At 72.1% G+C, this 24,224-nt stretch carries 24 protein-coding genes and 1 pseudogene; 21 read left to right on the top strand and 4 right to left on the bottom strand.

Annotated features, from left to right (window positions below):
* The 4 genes and pseudogenes from PLL68_RS03870 to PLL68_RS03855 all read left to right on the top strand — a co-directional run.
* Positions 1–315: pseudogene (locus PLL68_RS03870) on the top strand (acetyl-CoA C-acetyltransferase); the annotation flags it as partial.
* A gap of 1 nt (position 316) precedes the next feature.
* Positions 317–1,666: a 3-oxoacyl-ACP reductase gene (locus tag PLL68_RS03865; RefSeq protein WP_324531815.1), complete on the top strand. Its 1,350-nt coding sequence runs from the start codon at positions 317–319 to the stop codon at positions 1,664–1,666.
* A gap of 1 nt (position 1,667) precedes the next feature.
* The gene (locus PLL68_RS03860; protein WP_324531813.1) at positions 1,668–2,519 is read left to right on the top strand and encodes a MaoC family dehydratase; all 852 of its coding nucleotides are present in this window, start codon (positions 1,668–1,670) and stop codon (positions 2,517–2,519) included.
* 63 nt (positions 2,520–2,582) lie between these two features.
* A complete protein-coding gene (locus tag PLL68_RS03855) occupies positions 2,583–3,974 on the top strand; it encodes an FUSC family protein (protein WP_324531811.1) in 1,392 nt (463 codons plus the stop codon).
* Here PLL68_RS03855 and PLL68_RS03850 read toward each other — a convergent pair.
* Positions 3,865–4,842 carry an EamA family transporter gene (locus PLL68_RS03850; protein ID WP_324531809.1) on the bottom strand — a complete coding sequence of 326 codons (978 nt, stop codon included), beginning with the start codon at positions 4,840–4,842 and terminating at the stop codon, positions 3,865–3,867. The two genes, PLL68_RS03855 and PLL68_RS03850, sit on opposite strands and share 110 nt — an antisense overlap.
* Positions 4,843–4,914: 72 nt before the next feature.
* Here PLL68_RS03850 and PLL68_RS03845 point away from each other — a divergent pair, with 72 nt between their 5' ends.
* Positions 4,915–5,817, top strand: coding sequence for a LysR family transcriptional regulator (locus tag PLL68_RS03845; RefSeq protein WP_324531807.1), 903 nt, complete (start codon positions 4,915–4,917; stop codon positions 5,815–5,817).
* A 21-nt stretch (positions 5,818–5,838) separates the two neighbouring features.
* On the opposite strand, the gene PLL68_RS03840 is transcribed toward PLL68_RS03845, so the two are convergent.
* Entirely contained in the window at positions 5,839–7,734 is a 1,896-nt protein-coding gene (locus PLL68_RS03840; protein WP_324531805.1) for an alpha/beta hydrolase family protein, read from the bottom strand.
* A gap of 115 nt (positions 7,735–7,849) precedes the next feature.
* Here PLL68_RS03840 and thrS point away from each other — a divergent pair, with 115 nt between their 5' ends.
* From thrS to PLL68_RS03810, 6 genes are all read left to right on the top strand, one after another.
* Positions 7,850–9,835, top strand: coding sequence for a threonine--tRNA ligase (gene thrS / locus PLL68_RS03835; RefSeq protein WP_324531803.1), 1,986 nt, complete (start codon positions 7,850–7,852; stop codon positions 9,833–9,835).
* Between the two features lie 376 nt (positions 9,836–10,211).
* A complete protein-coding gene (locus PLL68_RS03830; protein ID WP_324531801.1) occupies positions 10,212–10,700 on the top strand; it encodes a GNAT family N-acetyltransferase in 489 nt (162 codons plus the stop codon).
* The gene (locus PLL68_RS03825; protein ID WP_324531800.1) at positions 10,697–11,410 is read left to right on the top strand and encodes a lysophospholipid acyltransferase family protein; all 714 of its coding nucleotides are present in this window, start codon (positions 10,697–10,699) and stop codon (positions 11,408–11,410) included. Before PLL68_RS03830 ends, PLL68_RS03825 begins: the two co-directional genes overlap by 4 nt.
* A 10-nt stretch (positions 11,411–11,420) precedes the next feature.
* Positions 11,421–12,254 carry an SDR family NAD(P)-dependent oxidoreductase gene (locus PLL68_RS03820; protein WP_324531798.1) on the top strand — a complete coding sequence of 278 codons (834 nt, stop codon included), beginning with the start codon at positions 11,421–11,423 and terminating at the stop codon, positions 12,252–12,254.
* Between the two features lie 124 nt (positions 12,255–12,378).
* Positions 12,379–12,921, top strand: coding sequence for an HIT family protein (locus PLL68_RS03815; protein WP_324531796.1), 543 nt, complete (start codon positions 12,379–12,381; stop codon positions 12,919–12,921).
* Positions 12,918–13,250, top strand: a complete 333-nt coding sequence (locus PLL68_RS03810; protein WP_486657421.1) for an HNH endonuclease — start codon at positions 12,918–12,920, stop codon at positions 13,248–13,250. Before PLL68_RS03815 ends, PLL68_RS03810 begins: the two co-directional genes overlap by 4 nt.
* Positions 13,251–13,254: 4 nt before the next feature.
* Here PLL68_RS03810 and PLL68_RS03805 read toward each other — a convergent pair whose 3' ends face one another.
* Entirely contained in the window at positions 13,255–15,378 is a 2,124-nt protein-coding gene (locus PLL68_RS03805) for an elongation factor G (RefSeq protein WP_324531794.1), read from the bottom strand.
* A gap of 94 nt (positions 15,379–15,472) precedes the next feature.
* Between PLL68_RS03805 and pgsA the strand changes: the two genes are divergently transcribed.
* The 5 genes from pgsA to pdxS all read left to right on the top strand — a co-directional run bounded on the left by pgsA (position 15,473) and on the right by pdxS (position 19,796).
* Positions 15,473–16,099, top strand: coding sequence for a phosphatidylinositol phosphate synthase (gene pgsA / locus PLL68_RS03800; protein ID WP_324531792.1), 627 nt, complete (start codon positions 15,473–15,475; stop codon positions 16,097–16,099).
* Entirely contained in the window at positions 16,096–17,037 is a 942-nt protein-coding gene (locus tag PLL68_RS03795; RefSeq protein WP_324531790.1) for a phosphatidylinositol mannoside acyltransferase, read from the top strand. The genes pgsA and PLL68_RS03795 overlap by 4 nt, the downstream gene beginning before the upstream one ends.
* Before the next feature lie 8 nt (positions 17,038–17,045).
* The gene (locus PLL68_RS03790; RefSeq protein ID WP_324531788.1) at positions 17,046–18,242 is read left to right on the top strand and encodes a glycosyltransferase family 4 protein; all 1,197 of its coding nucleotides are present in this window, start codon (positions 17,046–17,048) and stop codon (positions 18,240–18,242) included.
* The gene (locus PLL68_RS03785; RefSeq protein ID WP_324531785.1) at positions 18,242–18,829 is read left to right on the top strand and encodes a hypothetical protein; all 588 of its coding nucleotides are present in this window, start codon (positions 18,242–18,244) and stop codon (positions 18,827–18,829) included. Before PLL68_RS03790 ends, PLL68_RS03785 begins: the two co-directional genes overlap by 1 nt.
* Before the next feature lie 64 nt (positions 18,830–18,893).
* Complete coding sequence (gene pdxS, locus PLL68_RS03780; RefSeq protein WP_324531783.1) at positions 18,894–19,796, top strand: pyridoxal 5'-phosphate synthase lyase subunit PdxS; 903 nt, start codon at positions 18,894–18,896, stop codon at positions 19,794–19,796.
* Positions 19,797–19,890: 94 nt separating this feature from the next.
* Here the strand turns inward: pdxS and kynU are convergent, their stop codons facing one another.
* Complete coding sequence (kynU, locus tag PLL68_RS03775; protein WP_324531781.1) at positions 19,891–21,129, bottom strand: kynureninase; 1,239 nt, start codon at positions 21,127–21,129, stop codon at positions 19,891–19,893.
* A gap of 104 nt (positions 21,130–21,233) precedes the next feature.
* Between kynU and pdxT the strand changes: the two genes are divergently transcribed.
* From pdxT to PLL68_RS03750, 5 genes are all read left to right on the top strand, one after another.
* Positions 21,234–21,899, top strand: coding sequence for a pyridoxal 5'-phosphate synthase glutaminase subunit PdxT (gene pdxT / locus PLL68_RS03770; RefSeq protein WP_324531779.1), 666 nt, complete (start codon positions 21,234–21,236; stop codon positions 21,897–21,899).
* Positions 21,896–22,651, top strand: a complete 756-nt coding sequence (locus PLL68_RS03765; RefSeq protein WP_324531777.1) for a YebC/PmpR family DNA-binding transcriptional regulator — start codon at positions 21,896–21,898, stop codon at positions 22,649–22,651. The genes pdxT and PLL68_RS03765 overlap by 4 nt, the downstream gene beginning before the upstream one ends.
* A 109-nt stretch (positions 22,652–22,760) precedes the next feature.
* The gene (gene ruvC / locus PLL68_RS03760) at positions 22,761–23,276 is read left to right on the top strand and encodes a crossover junction endodeoxyribonuclease RuvC (RefSeq protein WP_324531775.1); all 516 of its coding nucleotides are present in this window, start codon (positions 22,761–22,763) and stop codon (positions 23,274–23,276) included.
* Positions 23,273–23,884, top strand: a complete 612-nt coding sequence (ruvA, locus tag PLL68_RS03755; RefSeq protein WP_324531773.1) for a Holliday junction branch migration protein RuvA — start codon at positions 23,273–23,275, stop codon at positions 23,882–23,884. Before ruvC ends, ruvA begins: the two co-directional genes overlap by 4 nt.
* Positions 23,881–24,224, top strand: a 344-nt coding sequence (locus PLL68_RS03750) for an AAA family ATPase (RefSeq protein WP_324531771.1), incomplete at its 3' end; no start/stop codon positions are given. The genes ruvA and PLL68_RS03750, both read left to right, overlap by 4 nt.

The following is a 24,224-nucleotide window of genomic DNA, read 5'->3' as shown; positions in this document are numbered from 1 at the left end:
CTTCAGGACTTCGACTTCTACGAGATCCACGAGGCCTTCGCCGCGACCGTCCTGTCGACCCTGGCCGCCTGGGAGGACGACGACTTCTGTCGCGACCGGCTCGGTCTGCATGCCCCGCTGGGTGCGATCGACCGCTCGCGCCTGAACGTCGCCGGCTCGTCGCTGGCGGCCGGCCACCCCTTCGCCGCGACCGGCGGCCGCATCGTCGCCACGCTGGCCAAGCTCCTGCACGAGAAGGGCAGCGGATCCCGCGGCCTGATTTCGATCTGCGCCGCTGGCGGGCAGGGCGTCGTCGCGATCCTCGAGGCGGCCTGACATGGGACACCGCGACGGCTACACGGCATTCGTCTCCTCCGGCGTCGGCAAGAAGATCTCGACCACGCTCGGCCTGCCCCAGCCGGTTGCCCTGCGCCGCCACGTCGCCGGGCGCCCACTCGTCGACGGGCCGCTCCTCGTCGGTGGTCACGGGTCGATCCCAGCCCTGGCTGCGATGCGCGCAAAGCTCGGGCAGGCAGGTGCGCTGATCGTCGACGAGGTCCCGCAGGAGGGGCGACTGGGCGGCGTCGTCGTCGACGTGTCGTCGGCCACCGACCCCACCGACCTCGAGGCGCTGCGCGCCACGCTCGCCCCGGCCCTGAAGCGACTCGGGCGCTGTGCCCGCGTCGTCGTCGTGGGTGCCGACCCGGCATCCGCCACCACCGCCGCCCAGCGGGCCACCCACCGCGCCCTGGAAGGCATCACCCGCTCGGTCGCGAAGGAGCTGCGCGCGGGGGCGACCGCGAACCTCGTGCTCCTCACGCCGGGGTCCGAGGGTGCCGCCCTCGGGACGGTCCTGTTCCTGCTCTCGGCCCGCTCGGCGTACGTCGACGGCCAGGTCTTCCGCATCGGCGGGGCCACGTCGCAGGAGCCCGCGGATGCCGCGGCGCCCCTGGCCGGGAAGGTCGCCGTGGTCACGGGTGCGGCTCGTGGGATCGGCGCGGACATCGCCCGCATCCTGGCCCGTGACGGCGCGACGGTCGTGTGCGTCGACATGCCGAGTGCCGGGGCGTCCCTGGCCAAGGTGGCGAACTCGATCGGTGGGTCGGCATTGCAGGCCGACGTCACGTCACCCGACGCGGGCACGCGCATCATGAACCACGCCCGCACCCGGCACGGCGGGCTCGACATCGTCGTGCACAACGCCGGAATCACCCGCGACAAGCTGCTCGCGAACACCGACGCCGAGCGGTGGGGTTCGGTGCTGGCCGTCAACCTCACGTCGATCCTGGCGATGAACGAGCAGTTCCTCGCCAGGGACGGCCTGCGCGACGGCGGCCACGTCGTGCTCGTCTCGTCGATCGCGGGCATCGCCGGCAACCGGGGCCAGGCGAACTACGCGGCCTCCAAGGCGGGGGTCATCGGACTGGTTGACGCGTACGCCGCCGACAAGGGGCTGCGCAAGCGGGGGATCACCGCCAACGCCGTCGCGCCGGGGTTCATCGAGACCGAGATGACGGCGCGGATCCCGTTCGCCACCAGGGAGCTCGGCCGCCGCCTGAACAGCCTCGCGCAGGGCGGGCTGCCGATCGACGTCGCCGAGACGATCGCCCACTTCGCCTCCGACGCGCAGTCCGGGGTCAACGGCAACGTCGTCCGCGTGTGCGGGCAGAGCCTGCTCGGCGCCTGACGTGGCGACCGAGATCCTGTCGGGGGTGCCGTCCACGGCACCACTGCTCGTGCGTGCCGCCCTGACGTCGCGCGGGCGGCGCGGCGACGCGGTGCCCGACCGCACGCTCGTCGTGGAGGACGTCCGGATCGACCGGGCCAAGCTGGCTGCCTACCAGCGGCTCACCGGCTACGCCGTCGACGACACCGTGCCCCAGCCCTACCCGTGGGTGCTCGCGTTCCCGGTGCAGACCGCCTTGATGGCTCGGCCGGACTTTCCGATGCCCCTTCCCGGCATGGTGCACCTGGAGAACCGGGTCACCACCCACCGGGCGATGGATGCCGGTGAGCCGCTCACGCTGTCGGTGTCGGCCGGGCAGATCCGCCCGCACCGACGCGGGCGAACGCTCGACGTCCGGCTCGAGGCACGCGTGGGCGGCGAGCTCGTGTGGGAGTGCGACAGCGTCTACCTCAGCCGTGGCCGCGGCACGCAGGACGCCCCGCGCGGTGACGGGCCCCCGCCGCCGCCCGGGGGCCAGCCCGTGGCGCAGTGGCGCCTGCCCGAGGACCTCGGCCGGTCCTACGCGTCGGTGTCGGGTGACGTGAACCCGATCCACCTGCATCCCCTGACCGCCAAGGCCATGGGGTTCCCGCGGCACATCGCCCACGGCATGTGGACCTGCGCCCGCACCCTCGCCGCACTCGGTCGCACCTCGCTCGGGCCGTCGACGAGCCACGTGTGGTTCACCAAGCCGGTCTTCCTGCCGAGCACGGTCGAGCTCGTCGTCGACCGCGAGCCGGCACGCACGGTCGCCGCCCTGCGCTCGGCGAAGTCGCCGGAGACCACGCACCTCGTGCTGACCCTCGAGGTCTGAGCAGACCGGGCCGCGTTCGGTTGACCCTCGTCTCGGAGGCCGCCGCCTCGCTATGGTCGGGTGGTGGTCAGCCGTGAGGATGAGCTCGTCGAGCCGCGCGGACTGCCGAGCCGGGTTCGCGCGACCCTCGGGGGGTGGGCCTCGGCCGTTCGGGCTGCCCTGACCACGCCCGGCGTGGAGCGGGCCGAGGGCCTGCTCATGCTCAAGGCGGCGGTCGCGACCGTGCTGGCCTGGCAGCTCGCCGTGCACCTGCTCGACAGCCCCACCCCCTTCTACGCCCCGATGGCTGCCCTGCTCGTCGTCGACCGCACCATGGTCCGCTCGATCGGGGCCAGCGCCCGGCGCGTGGCCGCCGTCGTCCTCGGGATGAGCATCGCCTGGCTCGTCGGGTCGCTCGTCGGGGTGACGTGGTGGTCGATGGTCCCGGTGATGATGGCCGCGCTCCTCATCGCACGCTGGCCTCTCCTCGGGGACCACGGCATCCAGGTGCCGACCATGGCGCTGCTGTCGCTGCTCACGGTCAAGGGCACCGACACCGACTTCACCTACCTCACCATCGTGGAGACCGTGCTCGGCGGCATCGTCGGTGTCGCCGTCAATGCGGTCGTGCTCGCTCCCATGCACCTGGACGAGCCGCGTGACGCGCTGCGCGACCTGACCACCCGGGTGCAGGACCTGCTCAAGGACATGGCGTCGGGCCTGCGCGAGGGCTTCGACGCCGACCGGGCCCGCCGGTGGTACGACACCGCGACCGACCTCGGCGACCGGGTTCCCGAGGTGCTCGGCGTCGTGGAGACCGGGCGGGAGAGCACCCGGTTCAACTGGCGGCACCGCCTGCGCCCGGCGCGCATCGACTGGGACGGCTACACGCGCACGGTGGAGGCCGTTCGGCGGGCCCAGTGGCAGGTGGGCAGCATCGCGCGCACCCTCGTCGACGCCGCGGACGAGGCGGCCCGGCATCCCGCACCGTCGGCGGGTTGGCTCGAGGACTACGCCGGGGTGCTCGACGAGATCGGCGACGCGATCTCCGACTTCGGGGTGTGGACCGAGCCGTCCCGTGAGGCCGTGGAGCAGCACGTGCAGCGCGCCCTGGACACCCTCGACGACCTCAGCGAGCAGGTGCGGGTGACTCCGCTGGACGACCCTCGGGCCTGGCCTACCTACGGCGCCCTCGTCCTCGAGGCGGAGCGCCTGGCGCGAGAGCTGCGCGAGAGCAACTCCGACGCGTCCGTGCCCACCGACACCGGCCCGATCCGCACGCCGCTCGCCGAGACGGTGCCCGCGGTGGCTCAGCTCCAGCAGCAGATCGAGCAGGTGCCCCTCGTGGGCGAGCACCTTCCCCGGATCATCGAGCAGGTGTCGGGTCGCCCCCCGCAGGCTCCCGGCCCGGCGGCTCCACCCCCGGTCCGACCCTCGGCCCCAGCCGACGGCGAGGGCCCAGCACCCCGGTCGTGACGGCCACCCCGAGCAGCAGCAGCGCGCCGCCCACGCTCTCCCACCCGTTCGGCACCTCACCCTGCACGAGCCACGCCGTGGTGAGTCCGACCACCGGGACGAGCATGGTGAACGGCACCACGGCCGCTGCCGGGTGGTGCGCCAGGAGCGTGTTCCAGATGCCGTACCCGACGAGCGAGGCCAGCCACGCGGTGTAGATCGTGGAGAGCACCGCGGGCACCGTCGGGTGGGTGAGGGCGTGCACTACGGCCTCCGGGCCGTCAAGGGCGAGCGAGAGCGCGAACAGGGGCAGCGGGACCACGGTGGCGGACCACACCGTGAGGGACAGACCCGCGGCGAGCCCGCCGGACCGGGATGCCGTGGGCGGGGTGTGCGCGGCGGCGCGCCGGGCGGCGACGTTGCCGATCGCCCACGACAGGGCGGCGGCGATGACGAACAGCAGGCCCAGGGCCGCAGTCGCCGCCGACCGGCCGACGCCGACGACGACGAGCCCGAGGAGGCCGATGCCCACCCCGATCACCTGGGTCCGGCTCGGTCGCTCGTGCAGGACCAGCGACGCGATGATCACGGTGGCGACGACCTGGGCCTGGAGCACCAGCGACGCGAGCCCGGCCGGCATCCCGACCGCCAGGCCGGTGTAGAGCAGGCCGAACTGACCCAGGCTCATGAACGCGCCGATCGTCACCACGTCGCGCCACGGCATGGCCGGCCTCGGGACGAGGAAGATCGCCGGGATCAGCACGACGACGAAGCGCATCGCGACGAACAGCGTCGGGGGGATGTCGCCCAGGCCCTCGTCGATGACGACGAAGTTGGCGCCCCAGATGACGGTGACGAGCACGGCGAGGGCGACATGACGGCGAGGCACCTGTTCATCCTGCCGGGATGGACCATGAAGCACCAGCAACGAAATGTGAGGCGATCTCGGTAGCATCGCTGCATGATCGATCTGGTGGCCGTGGAGTCGCTCGTGGCGGTGGAGCGGTGCGGCAGCGTCGTCGGGGCCGCGGACGAGCTGGGGTTCACCCCGTCCGCCGTCTCGCAGCAGGTCAAACGCCTCGAACGCCAGGTCGGGGTGCCGTTGCTCGACCGGGCCGGGCGCGGGGTCGTGCTCACCGCTGCCGGGCGGCGGCTCGTCGACGAGGGGCGATCGCTGCGCGTGGCCGTCGAGGGCCTGCGCTCACGGCTGCAGGGAGAGGGCGGGCGACCTTCGGGGCTGCTGAGGCTCGCGGCCTTCTCCACCGCGGTGCGTGGCATCGTGCCCCCGATGCTCGACGCCCTGCGCGCCAGCGCTCCCGACCTCGACGTCATCGTGCACGAGGTGGAACCGTGGGATGCCGTCGCCGAGGTCGCGGCGGGACGCACCGACATGGCGATCGTGCACCGCTGGGAGGGCATGCGCTTCCACGTGCCGCCGACGGTGCGGGGAGAGCCGGTGCTCACCGACGTCGCCGATGTGCTCGTGCACGTCGACGACCCCCTCGCGTCGCAGGAGTCGGTGACCCCGGCCGACCTCATGACCCACCTCTGGGTCTCCACCCCGGAGGGAACGATCTGTCACGAGTGGTTCAGCCACATGTTCGCGGCAACCCCGCAGGCGCCGCGGGTGGGTTTTCGGTGTGTGGAGTTCGCCTCGCAGGTCGAGCTCGTGGCCCACGGTCTGGCGGTGGCCCTGGTGCCCAGGCTGGGTCGGGGGCACCTGCCCTCCACCGTCGTCGCGGTGCCCGTGCTCGACCCCGTGCCGACCAGGCGGGTCGACGTGCACTGGCGCGCGTCGATGGGGGAGTCGCCCGCCGTGGATGCCGTGCGCGCGGCCCTGCGGGAGGTGTCGAGGAGTATCTGAGGTCCGCCCTCGAAGTTGGGGTCAGCCCTCGAATACCCGCAGGTAGAACGCCAGCTCCCGCTCGAGGGAGTCGATGATCGTCGACGCCTGGCGGAAGCCGTGCCCCTCGCCCTCGTAGACGACGAGCTCGACGTCCTTGCCGGCGTCACGCATCGCATCGGCCATGAGCTGGGCCTGCGCCACCGGGACCACGAGGTCGTCGGCGCCCTGGAGGAGCAGCAGCTCGCCGTGCAGGTCAGCGATGTGGTGCACCGGTGAGCGCTCCCGGTAGGTCTGCTCCGCCTGCGGCCACGGGCCGACGAGCGTCGTCGTGTACCTCGACTCGAACTTGTGGTCATCCACGAGCAGCGCCGCGAGGTCACTGATCCCGAAGTAGCTCGCGCCCGCGGCGAAGACCGTGCTCGACGTCAGCGCCCGCAACACGGTGTACCCGCCGGCGCTGCCGCCGCGGATGGCGACGCGGTCACGGTCGATGCGACCGGCATCCGCGAGCGAACGAACCCCGCAGACGACGTCGTCGATGTCGACGACACCCCACTGGCCCGTGAGTCGCCCCCGGTAGTCGCGCCCGTACGCCGTGCCCCCGCCGTGGTTGACGTCGAGGACGAGGAAGCCGCGGCTGGTCCAGTACTGGGTCTGCGCCTTGTAGACCGGTTCGCTGTGTGACGTGGGGCCACCGTGGACGAGGACGAGGAGCGGCGGCAGCTCTCCCGCGGGGGCGCTGACGTCGGCGTTGGCCGGCGGGTAGGCGAACCCGTGCACGTCGAGCCCCGCGCTGTTGGTCCAGGTCCACGCCTGCGGGGTCGAGAGGTGGGCCGGGTCCGGTGCACTCTCGGATGCCGTCGCGAGCACCGTCGCGTCCAGCGCACCGTCCGCGGTCAGCACGCCGCGGATGACCCGGGGGTGCTCACGTGCCGAGGCGGTGCGCAGGGCGACCTCGCTTCCGTCGGTGACGAGCTGGTCGAACCCCGACTCCGGGCGGTCGAGGTCGACCAGGGTGCCGTCGCGCGGGTCGAGCACCGCCAGGCGCGCCGTGCCCTCGCGCCAGAACCGGATGAGCACTCGGCCCTCGTCGACCACGGCGTAGTCACTCATGCCCAGGACCCACTGGGGTGCCGCGACGTCGGCACCGAGAGCGTGCACCGGGCGGGGGCCAGCCTCCGCGTCGCGGTGCAGGTTCCAGTAGCCCGACTCGTCGCTGACGAACCACAGCGTCCCGTCCGGGCCGAACTGCGGCTGCACGACCGAGATGCCCTCACCGCCGGCCACGACCCGCACGTCGGTCAGACCGGCGTCGGTCACTGTCGCACGCAGCAGCGTCGTGGAGTCCCACGGCATGTTCGGGTGGTCCCACTGCACCCACGCCACCTGCGTGCCGTCCGCCGAGACCGCCGGGCGTGAGACGAAGTCCGGGCCGGTGACGAGCACCTGCCCCAAGTCGGCGTTGGGGCCCTGCGGGGAGAGCCGGACCAGCTCGTTGACGGGTTCACCGCCGCCGCGGTGGTCCTCGCGCACCGCGAAGACGGCGTCGCCGGTGAGGACGAGCCCGCCGTAGCGCACGGCCGCCTCGGGGGTGATCGGTTCCGGATCGGTGTCCGGCTGGCTGGGCCGGGTTCGCCGCAGGCGGCCGTCGGCGAAGGTCGAGAACACGACGAGCCCGTCGCGCACCGCGTACGCGCCGCCGCCGTACTCGTGGACGCGCGAGCGCACCGACCACGGTGCGGCGACGGCATCCTGCCGTTCTCCGGTGCGGCCGTCGTGGCGCACGAGCGCGACCCGGCCCGCCTCCCACGGGCGCGCCTCGAGCCAGTAGGTGTCCGGCCCGTCGAGCCGAACCTCGTCCAGCCCGGCCTGCCCCTGGGCGAGGGAGGCGGCGGTGACGGGGGAGGGCCAGGTGCCGTGGGGAAGGGTGCGCACGAGAGCACCGTACGCCGACCGCGGATGCCGTTTCGCGGCATCCGCGTACCGCTCGATACGCTGGAGTGCGGTCCCGACGGGCCGCTACCCCTTCCGCACCAGGAGAGCCACACCCATGTCTGCCCAGATCACCGTCCACGTCGCCGACACGCAGCGATCGGTGGCGCAGGGCACGACTGCGGGTGAGCTCTTCGAGGGCGACCGCTCGGTCCTCGTCGCTAGGGTCGATGGCGAGCTGCGCGACCTGGCGCACGTCCTCGTCGGCGGCGAGCACGTCGAGCCCGTCACGGCCGCCGAGCAGGACGGTCTCGACGTGCTGCGCCACTCGGCTGCCCACGTGCTGGCGCAGGCCGTGCAGGAGGTCCACCCCGACGCGCGACTGGGCATCGGACCGCCGATCCGCGACGGTTTCTACTACGACTTCGACGTCGCCACCCCGTTCACGCCCGAGGACCTCAAGGCCCTGGAGAAGGTGATGCAGCGCATCATCAACGAGGGCCAGACCTTCCACCGCCGTGAGATCTCCGACGAGGACGCCCTCGTCGAGCTCGCCGGCGAGCCCTACAAGTGCGAGCTGATCGGCCTCAAGGGCGGTGCCTCCGAGGAGGCCGCTGAAGGTGCAGCCGTAGAGGTCGGCGGCGCCCAGCTGACGATCTACGACAACGTGCGCCGTGACGGCAGCCGCGCCTGGGGCGACCTGTGCCGCGGCCCGCACGTCCCCTCGACCAAGGTGCTCGGCAACGCGTTCAAGCTCATGCGCAGCGCCGCCGCCTACTGGCGCGGCTCGGAGAAGAACCCGCAGCTGCAGCGCGTGTACGGCACGGCCTGGCCGACCAAGGCCGACATGGTGGCCTACCTCGACCGGCTCGCCGAGGCCGAGAAGCGCGACCACCGCAAGCTCGGGGCCGAGCTCGACCTGTTCAGCTTCCCCGACGAGATCGGCTCGGGGCTGCCGGTGTTCCACCCCAAGGGCGGCATCATCAAGCGCGAGATGGAGGACTACGTCCGCCGTCGGCACATCGAGGAGGGGTTCGAGTACGTCGGCACCCCGCACATCGCCAAGGAGGGGCTGTTCCACACCTCCGGCCACCTGCCGTACTACGCGGAGGGGATGTTCCCGGCCCTCGACGTCGACGCCGGCCCGTACCGCCTCAAGGCGATGAACTGCCCGATGCACAACCTCATCTACCGCTCGCGCGGGCGCTCGTACCGCGAGCTGCCGCTGCGACTGTTCGAGTTCGGGTCGGTCTACCGCAACGAGAAGTCCGGGGTCGTGCACGGCCTCACCCGGGTCCGCGGTTTCGCCCAGGACGACTCGCACTCCTACGTCACGGCCGAGCAGGCACCGGCGGAGATCAAGCACCTGCTCGACTTCTGCCTCGGCCTGTTCCGTGACTTCGGGCTCGATGACTTCTACCTCGAGCTGTCCACGCGCGACGAGACCGGCGACAAGAAGGACAAGTTCATCGGCTCCGACGAGCAGTGGGCCGTCGCGACCGGGGTGCTCGAGGACGTGTGCCGCGAGTCCGGGCTCGAGCTCGTCGCCGACCCCGGGGGCGCCGCGTACTACGGCCCCAAGGTGTCGGTCCAGGCCCGTGACGCGATCGGCCGCACCTGGCAGATGTCGACGATCCAGTACGACTTCAACCAGCCCGAGCGGTTCGGCCTCGAGTACCAGGCGTCCGACGGGTCACGCCAGCAGCCGGTGATGATCCACTCGGCCAAGTTCGGCTCCATCGAGCGCTTCATCGGGGTGCTCGTCGAGCACTACGCCGGGGCCTTCCCGGTGTGGCTGAGCCCGGTGCAGGTGGTCGGGGTGCCCGTGGCGGAGGAGTTCAACGACTACCTGTGGGACGTCCTGTCGCAGATGAAGGCCCAGGGCATCCGCGTCGAGCTCGACGAGAGCGACGACAGGTTCCCGAAGAAGATCCGCAACGCGAGCAAGTCCAAGGTCCCCTACGTGCTCATCGCGGGGGAGGAGGACCGCTCGGCTGGCGCGGTGTCCTTCCGTTACCGCGACGGGTCGCAGAAGAACGGGGTGCCGATCGCCGACGCCATCGCCGAGATCACCGCGGCGATCGCCGACCGGCGGCAGGTCTGAACACCCTCGTCACACCCGTCACGCGACACGCCGAGCGACACGCCGACCGCAGAATCTTGCCGTGATTTGGTCCCGGAACCCCTTGCGGGACGCTCGCGCGCAGGCGTAGAAATGAAGCACTCCACCACGAAAGTGACTGGAGGAACCGAGAGAAGAACGAACACCACTCGAGCGGCTTGCCGCACGAACTGACCCGGTGATGAGGGTCAGAGGTGAGCGGAAACCATCTCGTGAGACACGGAGCATCATGCCGAGTCACGAGGCCCCGGGAACTCATACTTCCCGGGGCCTCACCCTTTGTCCGGCGGGCATCGGGTGAGCGACTGCCCGGCGTGCATCGGGTGAGCACAGCAGCAGCGTGGTCCATGCTGGGCACATGGACGGCGACGCTGCGCAGACCTCGGGGTGGCGGGTGCGCGAGGCGCGTCCGGTTGACGCCTTCGCCATCGCGGCCCTGCACATCCAGCACGAGCGCGAACTCGGGCACGCGGTGCCCGTCGGGTTCCTGGATGAGTTCGCGCAGGCGTGGCTGCGCGACACGGCTCGTCGCACGTGGCTGGCCGAGGACCCGCGAGGGCGGCCGCTCGGCGTGCTGCACGGCACCCGGGTGCAGCGACTGCCCAGCGCCCACCGCCCCGCCGATGCGTGGTTCCACGTCAGTCTGCTCTTCGTGAGCATTGGTGCGCGCGGTTCCGGGATCGGCGAAGGGCTGCTCGACGCCATGCTCGCGTGGGCCGAGGGCGACGGGGTGAGCCGCGTGCAGCTGCACGCCCTGCCGGGGGTGCGCGCCATCTACCAACGCTTCGGGTTCGGGCCCCCGTCGCAGCAGCTCATGGAGCGCCAGATCAGTCGGCGGGGCGGGTGATCCTCTACTCGGTCGGCGTGGCCATCGTCGACGCAGCGCTCGGCCTGCTGACCCGACGCGACCACCACCACGTGGAGCGCATCCCGGCATCCGGCGCCGTCGTCGTCGTCTCCAACCACCTCTCCGTCTCCGACCCGCTGGTGCTCGCGAGCGCCCTGCGGCGAGCCGGCCGCCAGGGCACCTTCCTCGTGATGGCCGAGGCGTTCGCGTGGCCCGGTGTCGGGTGGCTGCTGCGGCGAACCGGGCAGATCTCGGTGCGCCGCGACCGCGACCCGGCGGCGGCGCTGCAGCCGGCTCTCGACGCACTCGGGCGGGGGTGGGCCGTGGCGATCTACCCCGAGGGCAAGATCACGACCGAGCCCGACTATCGGCCGATGAGCGAGGTGCGCACCGGGGCGGTGCGGCTCGCGCTGACCGCCAACTGCCCGATCGTCCCCGTCGCCCAGTGGGGAGCGCACCGCCTGCTCACTCGGGAGGGAACGTCCTCCCTCGTGCGGCCGCTGCGCTGGCTCGGGCGGCTGCGCCCAGGGCGGCTCTCGCGCCGTCCGACGGTGGTCGTCGCGGTGGGCGAGGCGATCACTCCGGCGCAGTTGCGTGCCCGCGTCGCGGACCCAGAGGACCTACGGGCCATGACGGCGGTGATCATGGACGACCTGCGCGCCCTGCTCGCCGAGATCGCGGCCGAGGACCTGCCCGACCTGCGTGGATAGGGTGCCGTCCATGAGCGAATCCACCTCCGCAGCCGGACCGTCGCGCGGCATCCTCGTCACCGGAGCATCGCGAGGGGTGGGGGCCGCGGTTGCTCGCGCCTTCGCCGAGCGCGGCGACCGGGTCGTCGTGCACCACCGGGGCCCGTCCTCGCTCGATCGGGCGGCGGCTGTGCTCGAGGGCCTGCCGGGGAGCGGGCACGTGCGGCTCGCCGCCGACCTCTCCGACCCGGATGCCGTGGCGCGCCTCGCGTCGGAGGCGGCCACCGCGCTGGGCCGGGTCGACGTGCTCGTCAACAACGCCGCCATGATCGTGCCGCCTGCACCGGGAGTCGACGGGAGCCGGCGGGGTGACCACCCGCTCGAGCTCACGTCCTACGAGGACTGGGTGCAGATCTGGCAGCGCACCCTCGCGACGAATCTGCTCGGCCCGGCGAACCTCACGTGGTGCGTGGCCCGGCAGATGATCGACGTGCCACCGGCTGACGGGGTCCCCGTCGGGCGGGTCGTCAACGTCGGCTCGAGAGGGGCGTACCGGGGGGAGCCCGACATCCCCGCGTACGGCGCGAGCAAGGCCGGTCTGCACTCGTTCGGCCAGTCGATGGCGCAGCGCCTGGCCCCGCACGGCATCGCCGTGACGAGCATCGCGCCCGGGTTCATCGAGACCGAGATGGTCGGTGCCGCGCTCGAGGGTGCAGCGGGGGAGGCGACGCGGGCGCAGAGCCCGTTCCACCGGGTCGCCACACCGCAGGAGGTCGCGGCCGCCGTCGTGACCTTGGCGTCCCCAGGTGCCGAGTGGGCCTCGGGGGCCGTGCTGGACTTCAACGGCGCCAGCCACCTGCGCTGAACGGAGCAGCTCGCGCCGGGGTCGAATCGCGGGTGCACGGTTCACGGGCGGTCATACCTCGACCCGGCGGCGACAGCACCGGCGTTGCGGAGCAGCGCGGCAGCCGCGTCCTAGGATCACGCTCATGCCGACGCATGAGGATGCCGCTGACTTCGCCGGGGAGGGTGACGGCTTCGAACGGCTGTGGACCCCGCACCGGATGGTCTACATCCAGGCGGACCGGCCCGATGCCGAGCCCGGCGACGGCTGCCCCTTCTGCGCAGCGCCGGGCAAGGACGACGCCGCGGGCCTGATCGTCCACCGTGGCGAGCACTGCTACGTCGTGATGAACCTCTTTCCCTACAACCCCGGTCACGTGCTGATCTGCCCGTACCGCCACGTCCCCCTCTACGTCGACCTCACCGACGAGGAGACCCTGGAGTTCACCGCCCTGACCAAGGCGACGATCAGGGCACTGGAGGCGGCCTCGGCCCCGATGGGCTTCAACCTGGGGATGAACCAGGGCGCCGTGGCCGGTGCCGGGGTGGCCGCGCACCTGCACCAGCACGTCGTGCCGCGCTGGGGCGGCGACGCCAACTTCCTGCCGATCATCGCCCGCACCAAGGCGTTGCCGGCGCTGCTCGAGGACGTCCGCAGCCGCCTGGTGGAGCACTGGCCGACCCCGTGAGCGGCATCCGGCGCGCCCGAGCCGCCCGACGGCGTCAGCGGCGGATGGCCAAGGTCGAGCACGACCTCACCGACGAGCAGTGGTCGGCGCTGCAGGTGGCCTGGGCGGGCTGCGCCTACTGCGGAGCCACCGACCGTCCGCTCCAGCGCGACTGCGTGCTGCCGATCTCGCGCGGCGGGCGCTACACGGTACGCAACGTCGTGCCGGCCTGCGGGCCGTGCAACGCGAGCAAGTGCAACGACGAGGTCACCGGCTGGTTGCGCCGCAAGCGTCTCGACGAGCGGGCCTTCCTGACCCGCCTCGTCGAGATCGGCGCCAGCCTGGAGTGAGCGATCAGGCGTGCCGACCCCGCTCGCCGAGGTGCTTCGCGGCGAGGCGCTCCGGCATCTCCTCGTACCCACGGTGCTCGCGGTGGAACGTGCCCGTGCCGTGGGCCAGGGAGCGCAGCGAGACGGCGTAGTCGAGCAGCTCGAGCTGGGGAACCGCCGCCTCGAGCACCGACCGGCCGGGCTGGTCGACCGCAGGGGCGGAGCCCAGGATCTGCCCACGTCGGGTGCTGATGTCGGTCATGACCGCGCCCAGGTGCTCGTCGTCGACGCTCACGCTCACCGTGTCGATCGGCTCGAGCAGGGTCATCGTCGACGGGGAGGCCAGCTGGCGCAGGGCGAGGCCGGCCGCCGTCTGGAAGGCCATGTCTGAGGAGTCGACCGAGTGCGCCTTGCCGTCGGTGAGGGTGACCCGCACGTCGACCACCGGCCACCCCGCGAGCAGCCCCTTCTCGAGCTGGGTGTGGACGCCCTTCTCCACGCTGCCGAAGAACTGGCGAGGGACGGCGCCACCGACGACGACCTCGGCGAACTCGATGCCCGACCCGCGGGGGAGCGGTTCCATGACGAGGTGGCAGACCGCGAACTGTCCGTGGCCGCCGGACTGCTTGACGTGCCGCCCGAGGGCCTCGGCCCGGGCGGTGGCCGTCTCCTTCAGCGCCACCTGCACCGGCACCTGGTCGACGCTGACGTTGAACCGTGTGCGCAGCCGGGCCAGGACGAGGTCGAGATGGGCCGGGCCGGTGGTCCACAACACCACCTGGCCGGTCGCGGCGTCGTGCTCGATCCGCAGGGACGGGTCCTCGGCCGCGAGTTCACGGAACGCTCCCGGCATCCGGTCCTCGTCAGCGCGTGAGGACGGTGCCACGGCAGAGGGCAGGAGCGCCTCGGGCAGGGCCCACGGCGTCACGAGCAGGGGCTGGTCGGGGGAGGAGAGCGTGTCCGTGGTCTGGGCGCTGCCGAGCTTGGTGACGACGACGATCTCTCCGGCGATCGCCTCGGTCTTGGGCAGCAGCTCGTCGTCCAGGGGAGCGGCGAGGGCTCCGGGGCGCACGTCGTCGTCGTGCGGCGCGTGACCTTCTCCGGTCGGTACCCCGAGCCGCTCGAGGTGGCCCGACACGTGCACCGGCCGGTCACCTCGCAGCGTCCCGGAGAACACCCGCACGAGGGAGCGGTGCCCGACGTAGGCATCGGACTCGGTGTGCACCACCTCGGCGACGAGCGGGCCATCGGGGTCGGCCGTGAGCTGGACCGCCGTGCCCCCGGCGACCGGGGTGACCGTCGGCAACGGGTGCAGTGCCGGGTGGGGGAACGCGGCCTCGATGAGGTGCATGAGCACGCCCACGCCTGCCCCCGTCTCGGCCGAGAGTGGGAGCACCGGGTGGAAGGTGCCGTGCGCGATCGCGGTGAGCAGGTCCTTCTCCAGGGTGGCGAAGTCGAGGTCCTCGCCCTCGAGGTAGCGGTCCATGAGGGTGCCGTCCTCGGACTCCTCGATGATCCCTTCGATGAGGGAGGGGCGGAAGGTGTCGAAGACCTCTGCGTGCTCGGGGCCGGCAGGGCGCACCGTGCGCTCACCCGCGGAGTAGTCGTGGATCTCACCGAGCAGGAGATCGGCGATGGAGGTCACCGCGCCGGCGTCCCCGGCTACCGGCACGCCGAGCGGCTGGATGCCGGCACCGAAGTGGGCCTGGCAGTCGGCGAGCGTGGCGGTGAAGTCAGCATCGCGGGCGTCGAGCGCCGTGATGGCGACCGCACGCGGCATCCCGACCACTGCGCACTCGTGCCACAGGGCACGGCTCGCGGCATCTGCGCCGTCGGCGGCCGAGACGACGAAGAGGGCGGCATCAGCCGCCCTCAGCCCTGCTCGCACCTCCCCGACGAAGTCGGGGTTGCCCGGGGCGTCCAGCAGGGTCACCACCACCGATCCCGTGGCGATGGTCGCCGCCCGCAGGCCCGTTGTCGCGTCCCCGGCATCGCCGCCGTCACTTCGTGGTGCGCGTGCGGGCACGGCCGAACCGACGATGTGGTCGAACAGTCTCGACTTTCCCGACCCGCTCGGCCCGACGAGCACGACGTTGCGGATGCTGGTCGTGGTGGTGACGGTCGGGGCCTTGGTCGCGGTGCCGTTCATGCCTCCTACATTTCTCCTCTGTGCGTCGTCGCACAAGCCAGAAGCGTGCGGTGTGACCAGAGACGCGTCGGCGCGCGGTTACGCTGGGTGCACCATGCTGAACCGTTACGCGCGCGCCTTTTTCACCAAGCTGCTGAGCCCCGTGGCCGCGGTCCTCGTCCGCCTCGGCATCAGCCCCGACGTCGTGACGGTCATCGGCACCCTGGGGGTGTGCTTCGGGGCGCTGGCGTTCTACCCCCGCGGCGAGCTGCTCGTCGGCACCCTCGTCATCACCTTCTTCGTCTTCTCCGACACCCTCGACGGGATCATGGCGCGCTCGACCGGACGCTCGGGCAACTGGGGCGCCTACCTCGACTCCACGCTCGACCGGGTCGGCGATGCTGCCATCTTCGGGGGCCTGGTGCTCTACTTCGCGGGAGCCGGGCGCCAGGAGGGCGAACTCGCGCCCGTCATGGCGGGGCTCGCGCTGGCCTGCCTCATCCTCGGCAGCGTCGTCTCGTACGCCAAGGCGCGTGCCGAAGGGCTGGGGATGACGGCGAACGTCGGCATCGCCGAGCGGGCCGACCGCCTCGTGGTGGTCCTCATCGCCACCGGGTTCACCGGACTGCTCGACCTGCCGTGGATCTACCTCGGCGTGGTGCTGGCACTGCTGGCGCTGGCCAGTCTCATCACCGTGGTCCAACGGATGCTCGAGGTGCGCCGACAGGCCCTGGCTCTGTGAGGCTGCTCTCGGCGTCGGCCGCCGACCGTCTGACCCTCGCCGGTCACCAGCTCGGCTGGCGGGCAGTGCGTCGGATGCCGGAACGCCTCGCCTACGCGCTGTTCGACCGGGTCGCCGACGTGGCCGTCGCCCGCGGCAGCGCCGCCCGGATGCGGTCGAACTACGCGCGGGTGCGCCCTGAGCTCGATGACGCCGCCCTCGACGCCCTCGTGCGCGACGGCATGCGCCGGTACCTGCGGTACTACTGCGAGGCCTTTCGCCTCCAGGACCTCGGGGTCGGTGACCTCGCGGCCCGGGTGCGGGTGGAGGGTGACGGCCCGGTGCGCGAGGTGATCGACGCGGGTGGCTCGGTCGTGGCCTTCCTCGGGCACCTGGGCAACTGGGACCTCGCCGGAGCCTGGGCGACCTCGCACCTCGGGGCCGTCACCACGGTGGCCGAGCGCCTGAAACCCGAGGAGGTCTTCGAGGAGTTCCTGGCCTTCCGGGAGTCCTTGGGCATGACGATCATCCCGCTCACCGGTGGGGTCAACCCGTTCCCGGCGTTGCGCGAGGCGTCGAGGCGCCCCGGGATCATCCCCCTGCTGGCCGACCGCGACCTCACCGACCGTGGGGTCGAGGTCGACCTGTGTGGTCACCGGGCGCGGATGGCGCCCGGCGCGGCCGCCCTGGCCCTTGCCGAGCGCCGGCCCCTGTACCCCGTGACGATCCGCCACGAACGTCGCGGGAGCGGTTGGGGCATCGTCATCACCTTCCACCAGCAGGTCCCCGTGCCCGAGACGGGCACGACGCGGGAGCGGGCCACGGCGATGACCCAGGCCTGTGCCGACGCGCTCGGCACCGTCATCACGCAGCACACGAGTGACTGGCACATGATGCAGCGCGTCTTCATCGACGACCTCGACCCTGCGCGGCTGAGGGCCGCGCACGGTGCCGCATGAGGATCGGCATGGTCTGCCCCTATGCGTGGGACGTGCCCGGTGGGGTGCAGTACCACGTCCGTGACATCGCGGAACACTTCATCCGCCAGGGGCACGAGGTGTGGGTCCTGGCACCCGCGGAGAGCGACGCCGACCTGCCCGACTACGTGACGTCGGTCGGGCGTCCCGTCCCCGTGCGCTACAACGGGTCGGTGGCCCGGGTCACCCTCGGCCCCGCCACGTCCACCCGGGTCAGCCGCTGGCTCGAGGCCGGGAACTTCGACGTGCTCCACCTGCACGAACCCCTGAACCCCTCGGTGTCCCTGGTGGCGCTGTGGGCCTCGACCGAACCCGTCGTCGCGACGTTCCACTCCGCGATGATCCGTTCCCGGGCGCTGCACGCGGCACACCCACTGCTGCGGCCCTCGCTGGAGAAGATCCGCGGGCGGATCGCCGTGTCCGAGGACGCCCTCGGCACCGTGCAGCGCCACCTCGGGGGGATGGCCTTCATCATCCCCAACGGGGTGCACGTCGACTCGTTCGCCCTGGCACCGGTGCGGCCGGAGTGGGCCGGAACCTCCGAGGCGCCCACGCTGGCCTTCCTCGGACGGGTCGATGAACCCCGCAAGGGCTTGGCGATCGCCCTCCAGGCGATGCCGGCGCTGCTCGAGGTGCACCCCGGCATCCGCCTGCTCGTCGCGGGGCCCGGGGACGCCTCCGACCTGCTGAAGGTCGCGGACCCGAGGGCGGCTGCGGCGACGGTGATGCTCGGCATGGTCACCGACGACGACAAGGCCTCGCTGCTGAGGTCGGTCGACGCGTACGTCGCCCCGCACCTCGGGGGTGAGAGCTTCGGCATCGTCCTCGTCGAGGCGATGGCCGCGGGGGCGCCGGTCGTCGCGTCCGACCTGCCCGCGTTCGCGGCCGTCCTCGACGTCGGTGCGACGCCGGCGGACGGTGACGCCAACGGCATCCTCTTCGAGACCGGGTCCCCGCAGGGCCTGGCGCAGGCGCTGCTGGCGCTGCTCGCGGACCCGGCCCGGCGTGAGGCGCTGCGAGTCGCCGGGCGGGCGAGGTCGAGGGTCTTCGACTGGGACGTCGTCGCCGCGAAGGTGATGGCCGTCTACGAGACCGTGATCGCCGGCGCCGACGCCGAACCCGATGAACCCGCACCCCAGGGGTTGTGGGGCCGGCTCGTACGCGGTGTCCCGGGAGGCGGCAACTGATGAACGACACCCTGCAGATCGCGACCTTCGTCGTCATCGTCCTGCTCGTGGCCGCCTGGTACCTGTCGTACTCCGCCGCGCGGCTCGACCGGCTGCACGCCAAGGTCGAAGGGGCGATGTCCGCGCTGGACGCACAGCTGATCCGGCGGGCCGAGGCCGCGCTCGAGCTCGCGAACAGCGGCGTCCTCGACCCGGCCAGTGCCCTGCTCATCGCCGACGCCGCGACCGAGTCGCTCGAGCGAACCACGGAGCAGCCGGTGACCGACGACCTGCTCGACGGCCAGCACTTCGGGGGCCGCGAACACGTCGAGAGCGACCTCACGGCGGCGCTGGCGGCGGCCCTGCCGGGTGAGGTGGTGGTGGAGCTGCGGGCCGCCGGCGACGAGTTCGTGATCGACGAGCTCGACCGGGTCGCGGCCAGCGTGCTGCGGGTCCAGCTGGCCCGGCGCTTCCACAACGACGCCGTGCGCGACGTGCGCCGCGTGCGGGCCAAGCGCACCGTGCGCTGGTTCGGCCTGGCCGGTCACGCCGCCCTTCCGGAGCTCGTCGTCTTCGACGACGACGTCCCGCTGGCCCTGCCCGCCTGAGCCCGGGCTGAGGGTGTCCGGACGGCGGTTCGAGCACCGTCGCCGCGGACCTACACTTGGCGCCATGACTGAGCAGCAGAGCGCCCCCGGCACCGGCACCACCCGCGTCAAGCGCGGCATGGCCGAGATGCTCAAGGGTGGCGTCATCATGGACGTCGTCAACGCCGAGCAGGCCAAGATCGCCGAGGATGCCGGTGCCGTCGCCGTCATGGCCCTCGAGCGGGTGCCCGCCGACATCAGGGCCCAGGGCGGCGTGTCGCGGATGAGCGACCCCGACATGATCGACGGCATCATCGCCGCCGTCTCGATCCCCGTCATGGCCAAGGCCCGCATCGGCCACTTCGTCGAGGCGCAGGTGCTGCAGAGCCTCGGGGTCGACTACATCGACGAGTCCGAGGTGCTGACCCCGGCGGACTACGCCAACCACATCGACAAGTGGGCCTTCACGGTGCCCTTCGTCTGCGGTGCGACCAACCTCGGCGAGGCGCTGCGCCGCATCACCGAGGGTGCGGCGATGATCCGCTCCAAGGGTGAGGCCGGCACCGGCGACGTCTCGAACGCGACGACGCACATGCGCCAGATCCGCCAAGAGATCCGTCGGTTGCAGAACCTGCCCGAGGACGAGCTCTACGTCGCGGCCAAGGAGCTGCAGGCCCCGTACGAGCTCGTCAAGGAGGTCGCCGCCGCGGGCAAGCTCCCGGTGGTGCTCTTCACCGCCGGTGGCATCGCCACCCCGGCCGACGCCGCGATGATGATGCAGCTCGGCGCCGAGGGCGTCTTCGTCGGCTCCGGCATCTTCAAGTCGGGCAACCCGGCGCAGCGGGCCGAGGCGATCGTCAAGGCGACGACCTTCTTCGACGACCCCGACGTCATCGCCAAGGTCTCCCGTGGCCTGGGTGAGGCCATGGTCGGCATCAACGTCGACGAGATCCCGCAGCCGCACCGCCTCGCCGAGCGCGGCTGGTAGTCGCTCGTCGGCTTCGCACGGCAAGCCCGAGGTTCACCGGGGAAGGCTTCCCCTGCGAACCTCGGGCTTTCCTCATGGGGAGGGAAAGCCGGGGTCAGGTGACGGTGGCGCGGGTGGCGAACTCCTCGCGCTCGAACTCGCGGCCCTCGATGACGTCGCGCAGGTGCTCCGCAGCGGCGAGCGCGTCGGCGTGGGTGAGGTAGAGCGGCGCGAAGCCCAGACGCACGATGTCACTCTCGCGGAAGTCGCCCACGACGCCGCGGGCGATGAGCGCCTGGACGACGGCATACGCCTGTGGATGCCGCACGCTCACCTGGGAGCCGCGGTGCGCGTCCTCGCGGGGAGTCGCCACCTCGAGTCCGGGCACGAGGTCGTCCAGGCACTCGAGGAAGAAGCCGGTGAGCGAGAGCGAGCGCTCGCGCGCCACCGCCGGGTCGACCCCGTCGTAGGCCCGCAACGCAGCCTCGAGGGCCAGCATCCCCAGCAGCGGCGGGGTGCCGACCCTGGCCCGGGTGATGCCGGGCGCGGGAACGAAGTCAGGGGCCATCGCGAAGGGGGTGGCGTGTCCGTTCCAGCCCGACAGCGGCTGGTCGAAGTCGTCCTGGTGGCGGTGCGCGACGTAGATGAACGCCGGCGCGCCCGGGCCTCCGTTCAGGTACTTGTACCCGCAGCCGACGGCCAGGTCGGCGCCGTGCTCGTCGAGGCCGACGTCGAGCACTCCGGCGGAGTGGCACAGGTCCCAGCAGGCCAGGGCGCCGACCTCGTGGGCAGCCCGGGTGATCTCCGCGAGGTCCCACAGTTCGCCGGTTCGGTAGTCCACCGACGAGTAGGAGGCGAGCACCAGGTCGTCGCCGACCTCGGCGATCCGGGCCACGGCATCCGCGGGAGAGACCCGCTCGACGACCAACCCGGCGTCGCGCGCAGCGGCATCCGTGACGTAGAGGTCGGTGGGGAAGGAGTCGGGATCGGTGAGCACGACCCGGCGCCCCGGGCGCATCCGCGCGGCCGCGACCACGGCCTTGTAGAGGTTCACCGAGGTCGAGTCGGTGCAGACGACCTGGCCGGGTGCCGCGCCGATGAGGGCGCCGATGGCATCGCCGACCCGGGCGGGTGCCTCCCACCAGCCCGCATCGTTCCAGCTCGCGATGAGGTCGTTGCCCCACTGGCGGTGCACGACGTCGGCCACGGCCTCGGCGACACCCTGGGGCAGTGCTCCCAGCGAGTTGCCGTCGAGGTAGATGACCCCGGCGGGAAGGCGGAACCGGCCACGCAGGTCGGTGGCGGCGTGCAGGACATCGAGCTCGCGGGCTCGCTCGGTCAGCGCTGACGACATGACCTGACGGTATCGGCTTGCGTCCGGCATCTTGGCTGTTCCAGCGACCGCAACGCCGGACGCTGGCAGCAGACACGCGAGGCGAGGACGTACGCTCATCGGTCGTGACCGGCATCCCCCTCATCGGCGTCCTCGCAGTCCAAGGTGACGTGCGTGAGCACGTCGTGGCCCTGCGCATCAGCGGCGCCCGCACCATCACGGTCCGGCGGCCCGAGGAGGTGGCCCAGGTCGACGGCCTCGTCATCCCCGGCGGGGAGTCGACGACGATGGACAAGCTCGTGCGCGCCTTCGGCCTCCAAGGGCCGTTGCGCGAGCGGATCGCCGCCGGGATGCCGGTGTACGGGTCGTGCGCCGGGATGATCATGCTCGCGGACCGGATCGCCGACGCCCGCCCCGACCAGCAGACCCTCGGCGGGTTGGACATCACCGTGCGGCGCAACGCCTTCGGGCGCCAGGTCGACTCCTTCGAGGAGGACCTGCACATCCGCGAGCTCGGCGGCGAGCCGGTGCGCGCCGTCTTCATCCGGGCACCCTGGGTCGAGGACGCGGGCGAGTCGGTGCAGGTGCTGGCCCGGGTCGAGCACGGACCGGCCGCGGGTAGGATCGTCGCCGCGCGGCAGGGTGACCTGCTCGTCACCTCGTTCCACCCGGAGGTGACCGGCGACCACCGCGTCCACCAGTTCTTCGTCGACATCGTTCGGCAGCACACCGCCACGGCGCACGGGGCCACCACGGGCCCCGCCGCGCCAGACCAGAGGGAGCGTTCATGAGCGGCCACTCCAAGTGGGCGACCACCAAGCACAAGAAGGCGGCGATCGACGCCAAGCGCGGCAAGCTCTTCGCCAAGCTCATCAAGAACATCGAGGTGGCCGCGCGCACCGGTGGCGGTGACCCTGCGGGCAACCCGACCCTCTACGACGCGATCCAGAAGGCCAAGAAGTCCTCCGTCCCCAACAGCAACATCGACAACGCGGTCAAGCGCGGGTCGGGCGCCACCGCGGGTGGGGCCAACTGGGAGACCATCACCTACGAGGGATACGCCCCCGGCGGCGTCGCGGTGCTCATCGAGTGCCTCACCGACAACCGCAACCGGGCGGCTGCCGAGGTCCGCACCGCCCTGACCCGCAACGGCGGCCAGCTCGCCGATCCGGGATCGGTGAGCTACGTGTTCGACCGCAAGGGGGTCGTCATCGTGCCCAAGGGGGACAAGACCGAGGACGACATCCTCGAGATCGTCCTCGAGGCCGGGGCCGACGAGGTCAACGACCTGGGGGAGGCCTTCGAGGTCATCTCCGAGGCCAGTGACTTCGTCGCCGTGCGCACGGCGCTGCAGGAGGCCGGGGTCGACTACGACTCGGCCGAGGCCTCGTGGGTGCCGAACCTCCAGGTGCCGCTCGACCTCGACGGGGCCAAGAAGATGATCCGCGTCATCGAGGCCCTCGAGGACTCCGACGACGTGCAGGACGTCTTCGCCAACGGTGACATCCCGGACGACGTGCTCGCCCAGCTCGACGAGGAGTGAGCGAGGCGGGCTGCGCGTGTTGCTGCACACCCCGCGGGCCTTCGCTGTGTAGCGTGTCGTCCCGAACAGGTGTTCTAAACCGCCGCCCACCGTCGAAGGGACCCCGCTCGTGCGCGTGCTCGGAGTCGACCCCGGCCTGACCCGCTGTGGTCTCGGCGTCGTCGACGGTCGCCCCGGCAAGGCCGCGATGGTCGCCGTCGGTGTCGTACGGACCCCGAGCGACGGCGACCCGGGGGAGCGGCTGGTCTACCTCGAGCGCGAGCTCGACACCTGGCTGGGCCGCTACGAACCCGACGTCGTGGCCGTCGAGCGGGTCTTCGCCGACACCAACATCACCACCGTCATGACCACGGCCCACGCCACCGCGGTCGCGCTGCTCACGGCGACCAAGCGCGGCATCCCCGTCGTCTTCCACACCCCGACCGAGGTCAAGGCCGCCGTGACGGGCTCCGGCCGCGCAGGCAAGGCTCAGGTCACCGCCATGGTCACCCGCATCCTCGGCCTCGAGGTCGCGCCGCGCCCCGCGGATGCCGCGGACGCCCTGGCCCTCGCGATCTGCCACGCGTGGCGCGGCGCCCAGCTCGCCCGCCTCGACGCCCTCGCGGCGGCGCAGGGGCGGCGATGATCGCCTCGGTGCGTGGTGAGGTCACCCACGTCGGTCTCGACCACGTCGTCGTCGAGGTGGGCGGCGTCGGCATGTTCGTGCACACCACGCCCACCACGGCATCCGGATGCCGTCGGGGCGCCGAGGTCTCCCTCGCGACGACGCTCGTCGTGCGCGAGGACTCCCTGACGCTCTTCGGCTTCGCTTCGCCCGCAGAGCGCGACATGTTCGTCACCGTCCAGACCGTCTCCGGGGTCGGGCCCCGGCTGGCGCTGGCGATGCTGTCGGTCATGGGCCCGAGCGAGCTGGCCGCAGCCCTGGCCAGCGGCGACAGCAAGGCGCTGACGTCGATCCCCGGCATCGGCGTGAAGTCGGCGCAGCGGCTCGTGCTCGAACTGCGCGACAAGGTCGGCGCCATCCCAGGTGCCGCACCAGCCGCAGGCGCGGGCTCGGCGGTGACCCGCCCCGGTGAGGAGCCCTGGAGGGCACCGGTGACCGAGGCCCTGGTCGGGCTGGGCTGGTCTGCCAAGCAGTCCTCGGATGCCGTGGAGCGGGTTGCCGCGTCCGCGCCGGCTGACGCCGACATCGCCGCCTACCTGCGGCTGGCCCTGCGGGAGCTGCGGCCGTGAGCGGCGGGGCGCGCGAGCGCGGCTTCGCCAGCGAGGTCGTCGAGGCGGACGGGTCCTACGAGGCCACGGCCCGCGTCGTGGACCCCGGACGCTCCGAGGACGACCGGGTCGTCGAGGCCGCGCTGCGACCCCGCCGTCTCGCGGAGTTCCCGGGTCAGCCCCGGGTGCGTGACCAGCTCGGGCTGGTGCTCGAGGCGGCCCGGCGGCGCGGCCGGCCACCGGACCACGTCCTGCTCTCGGGCCCGCCCGGGTTGGGCAAGACCACCCTGGCGATGATCGTCGCGGCCGAGCTCGAGAAGCCCCTGCGGCTCACGAGCGGCCCGGCCATCCAGCACGCCGG

It is taken from the genome of Ornithinibacter sp., assembly GCF_035443565.1.
Taxonomy (GTDB): Bacteria; Actinomycetota; Actinomycetes; order Actinomycetales; family Dermatophilaceae; genus Fodinibacter.
The sequence above is the reverse complement of the archived record's forward strand: the minus strand, read 5'-3'. Positions and strand labels throughout refer to the sequence as shown.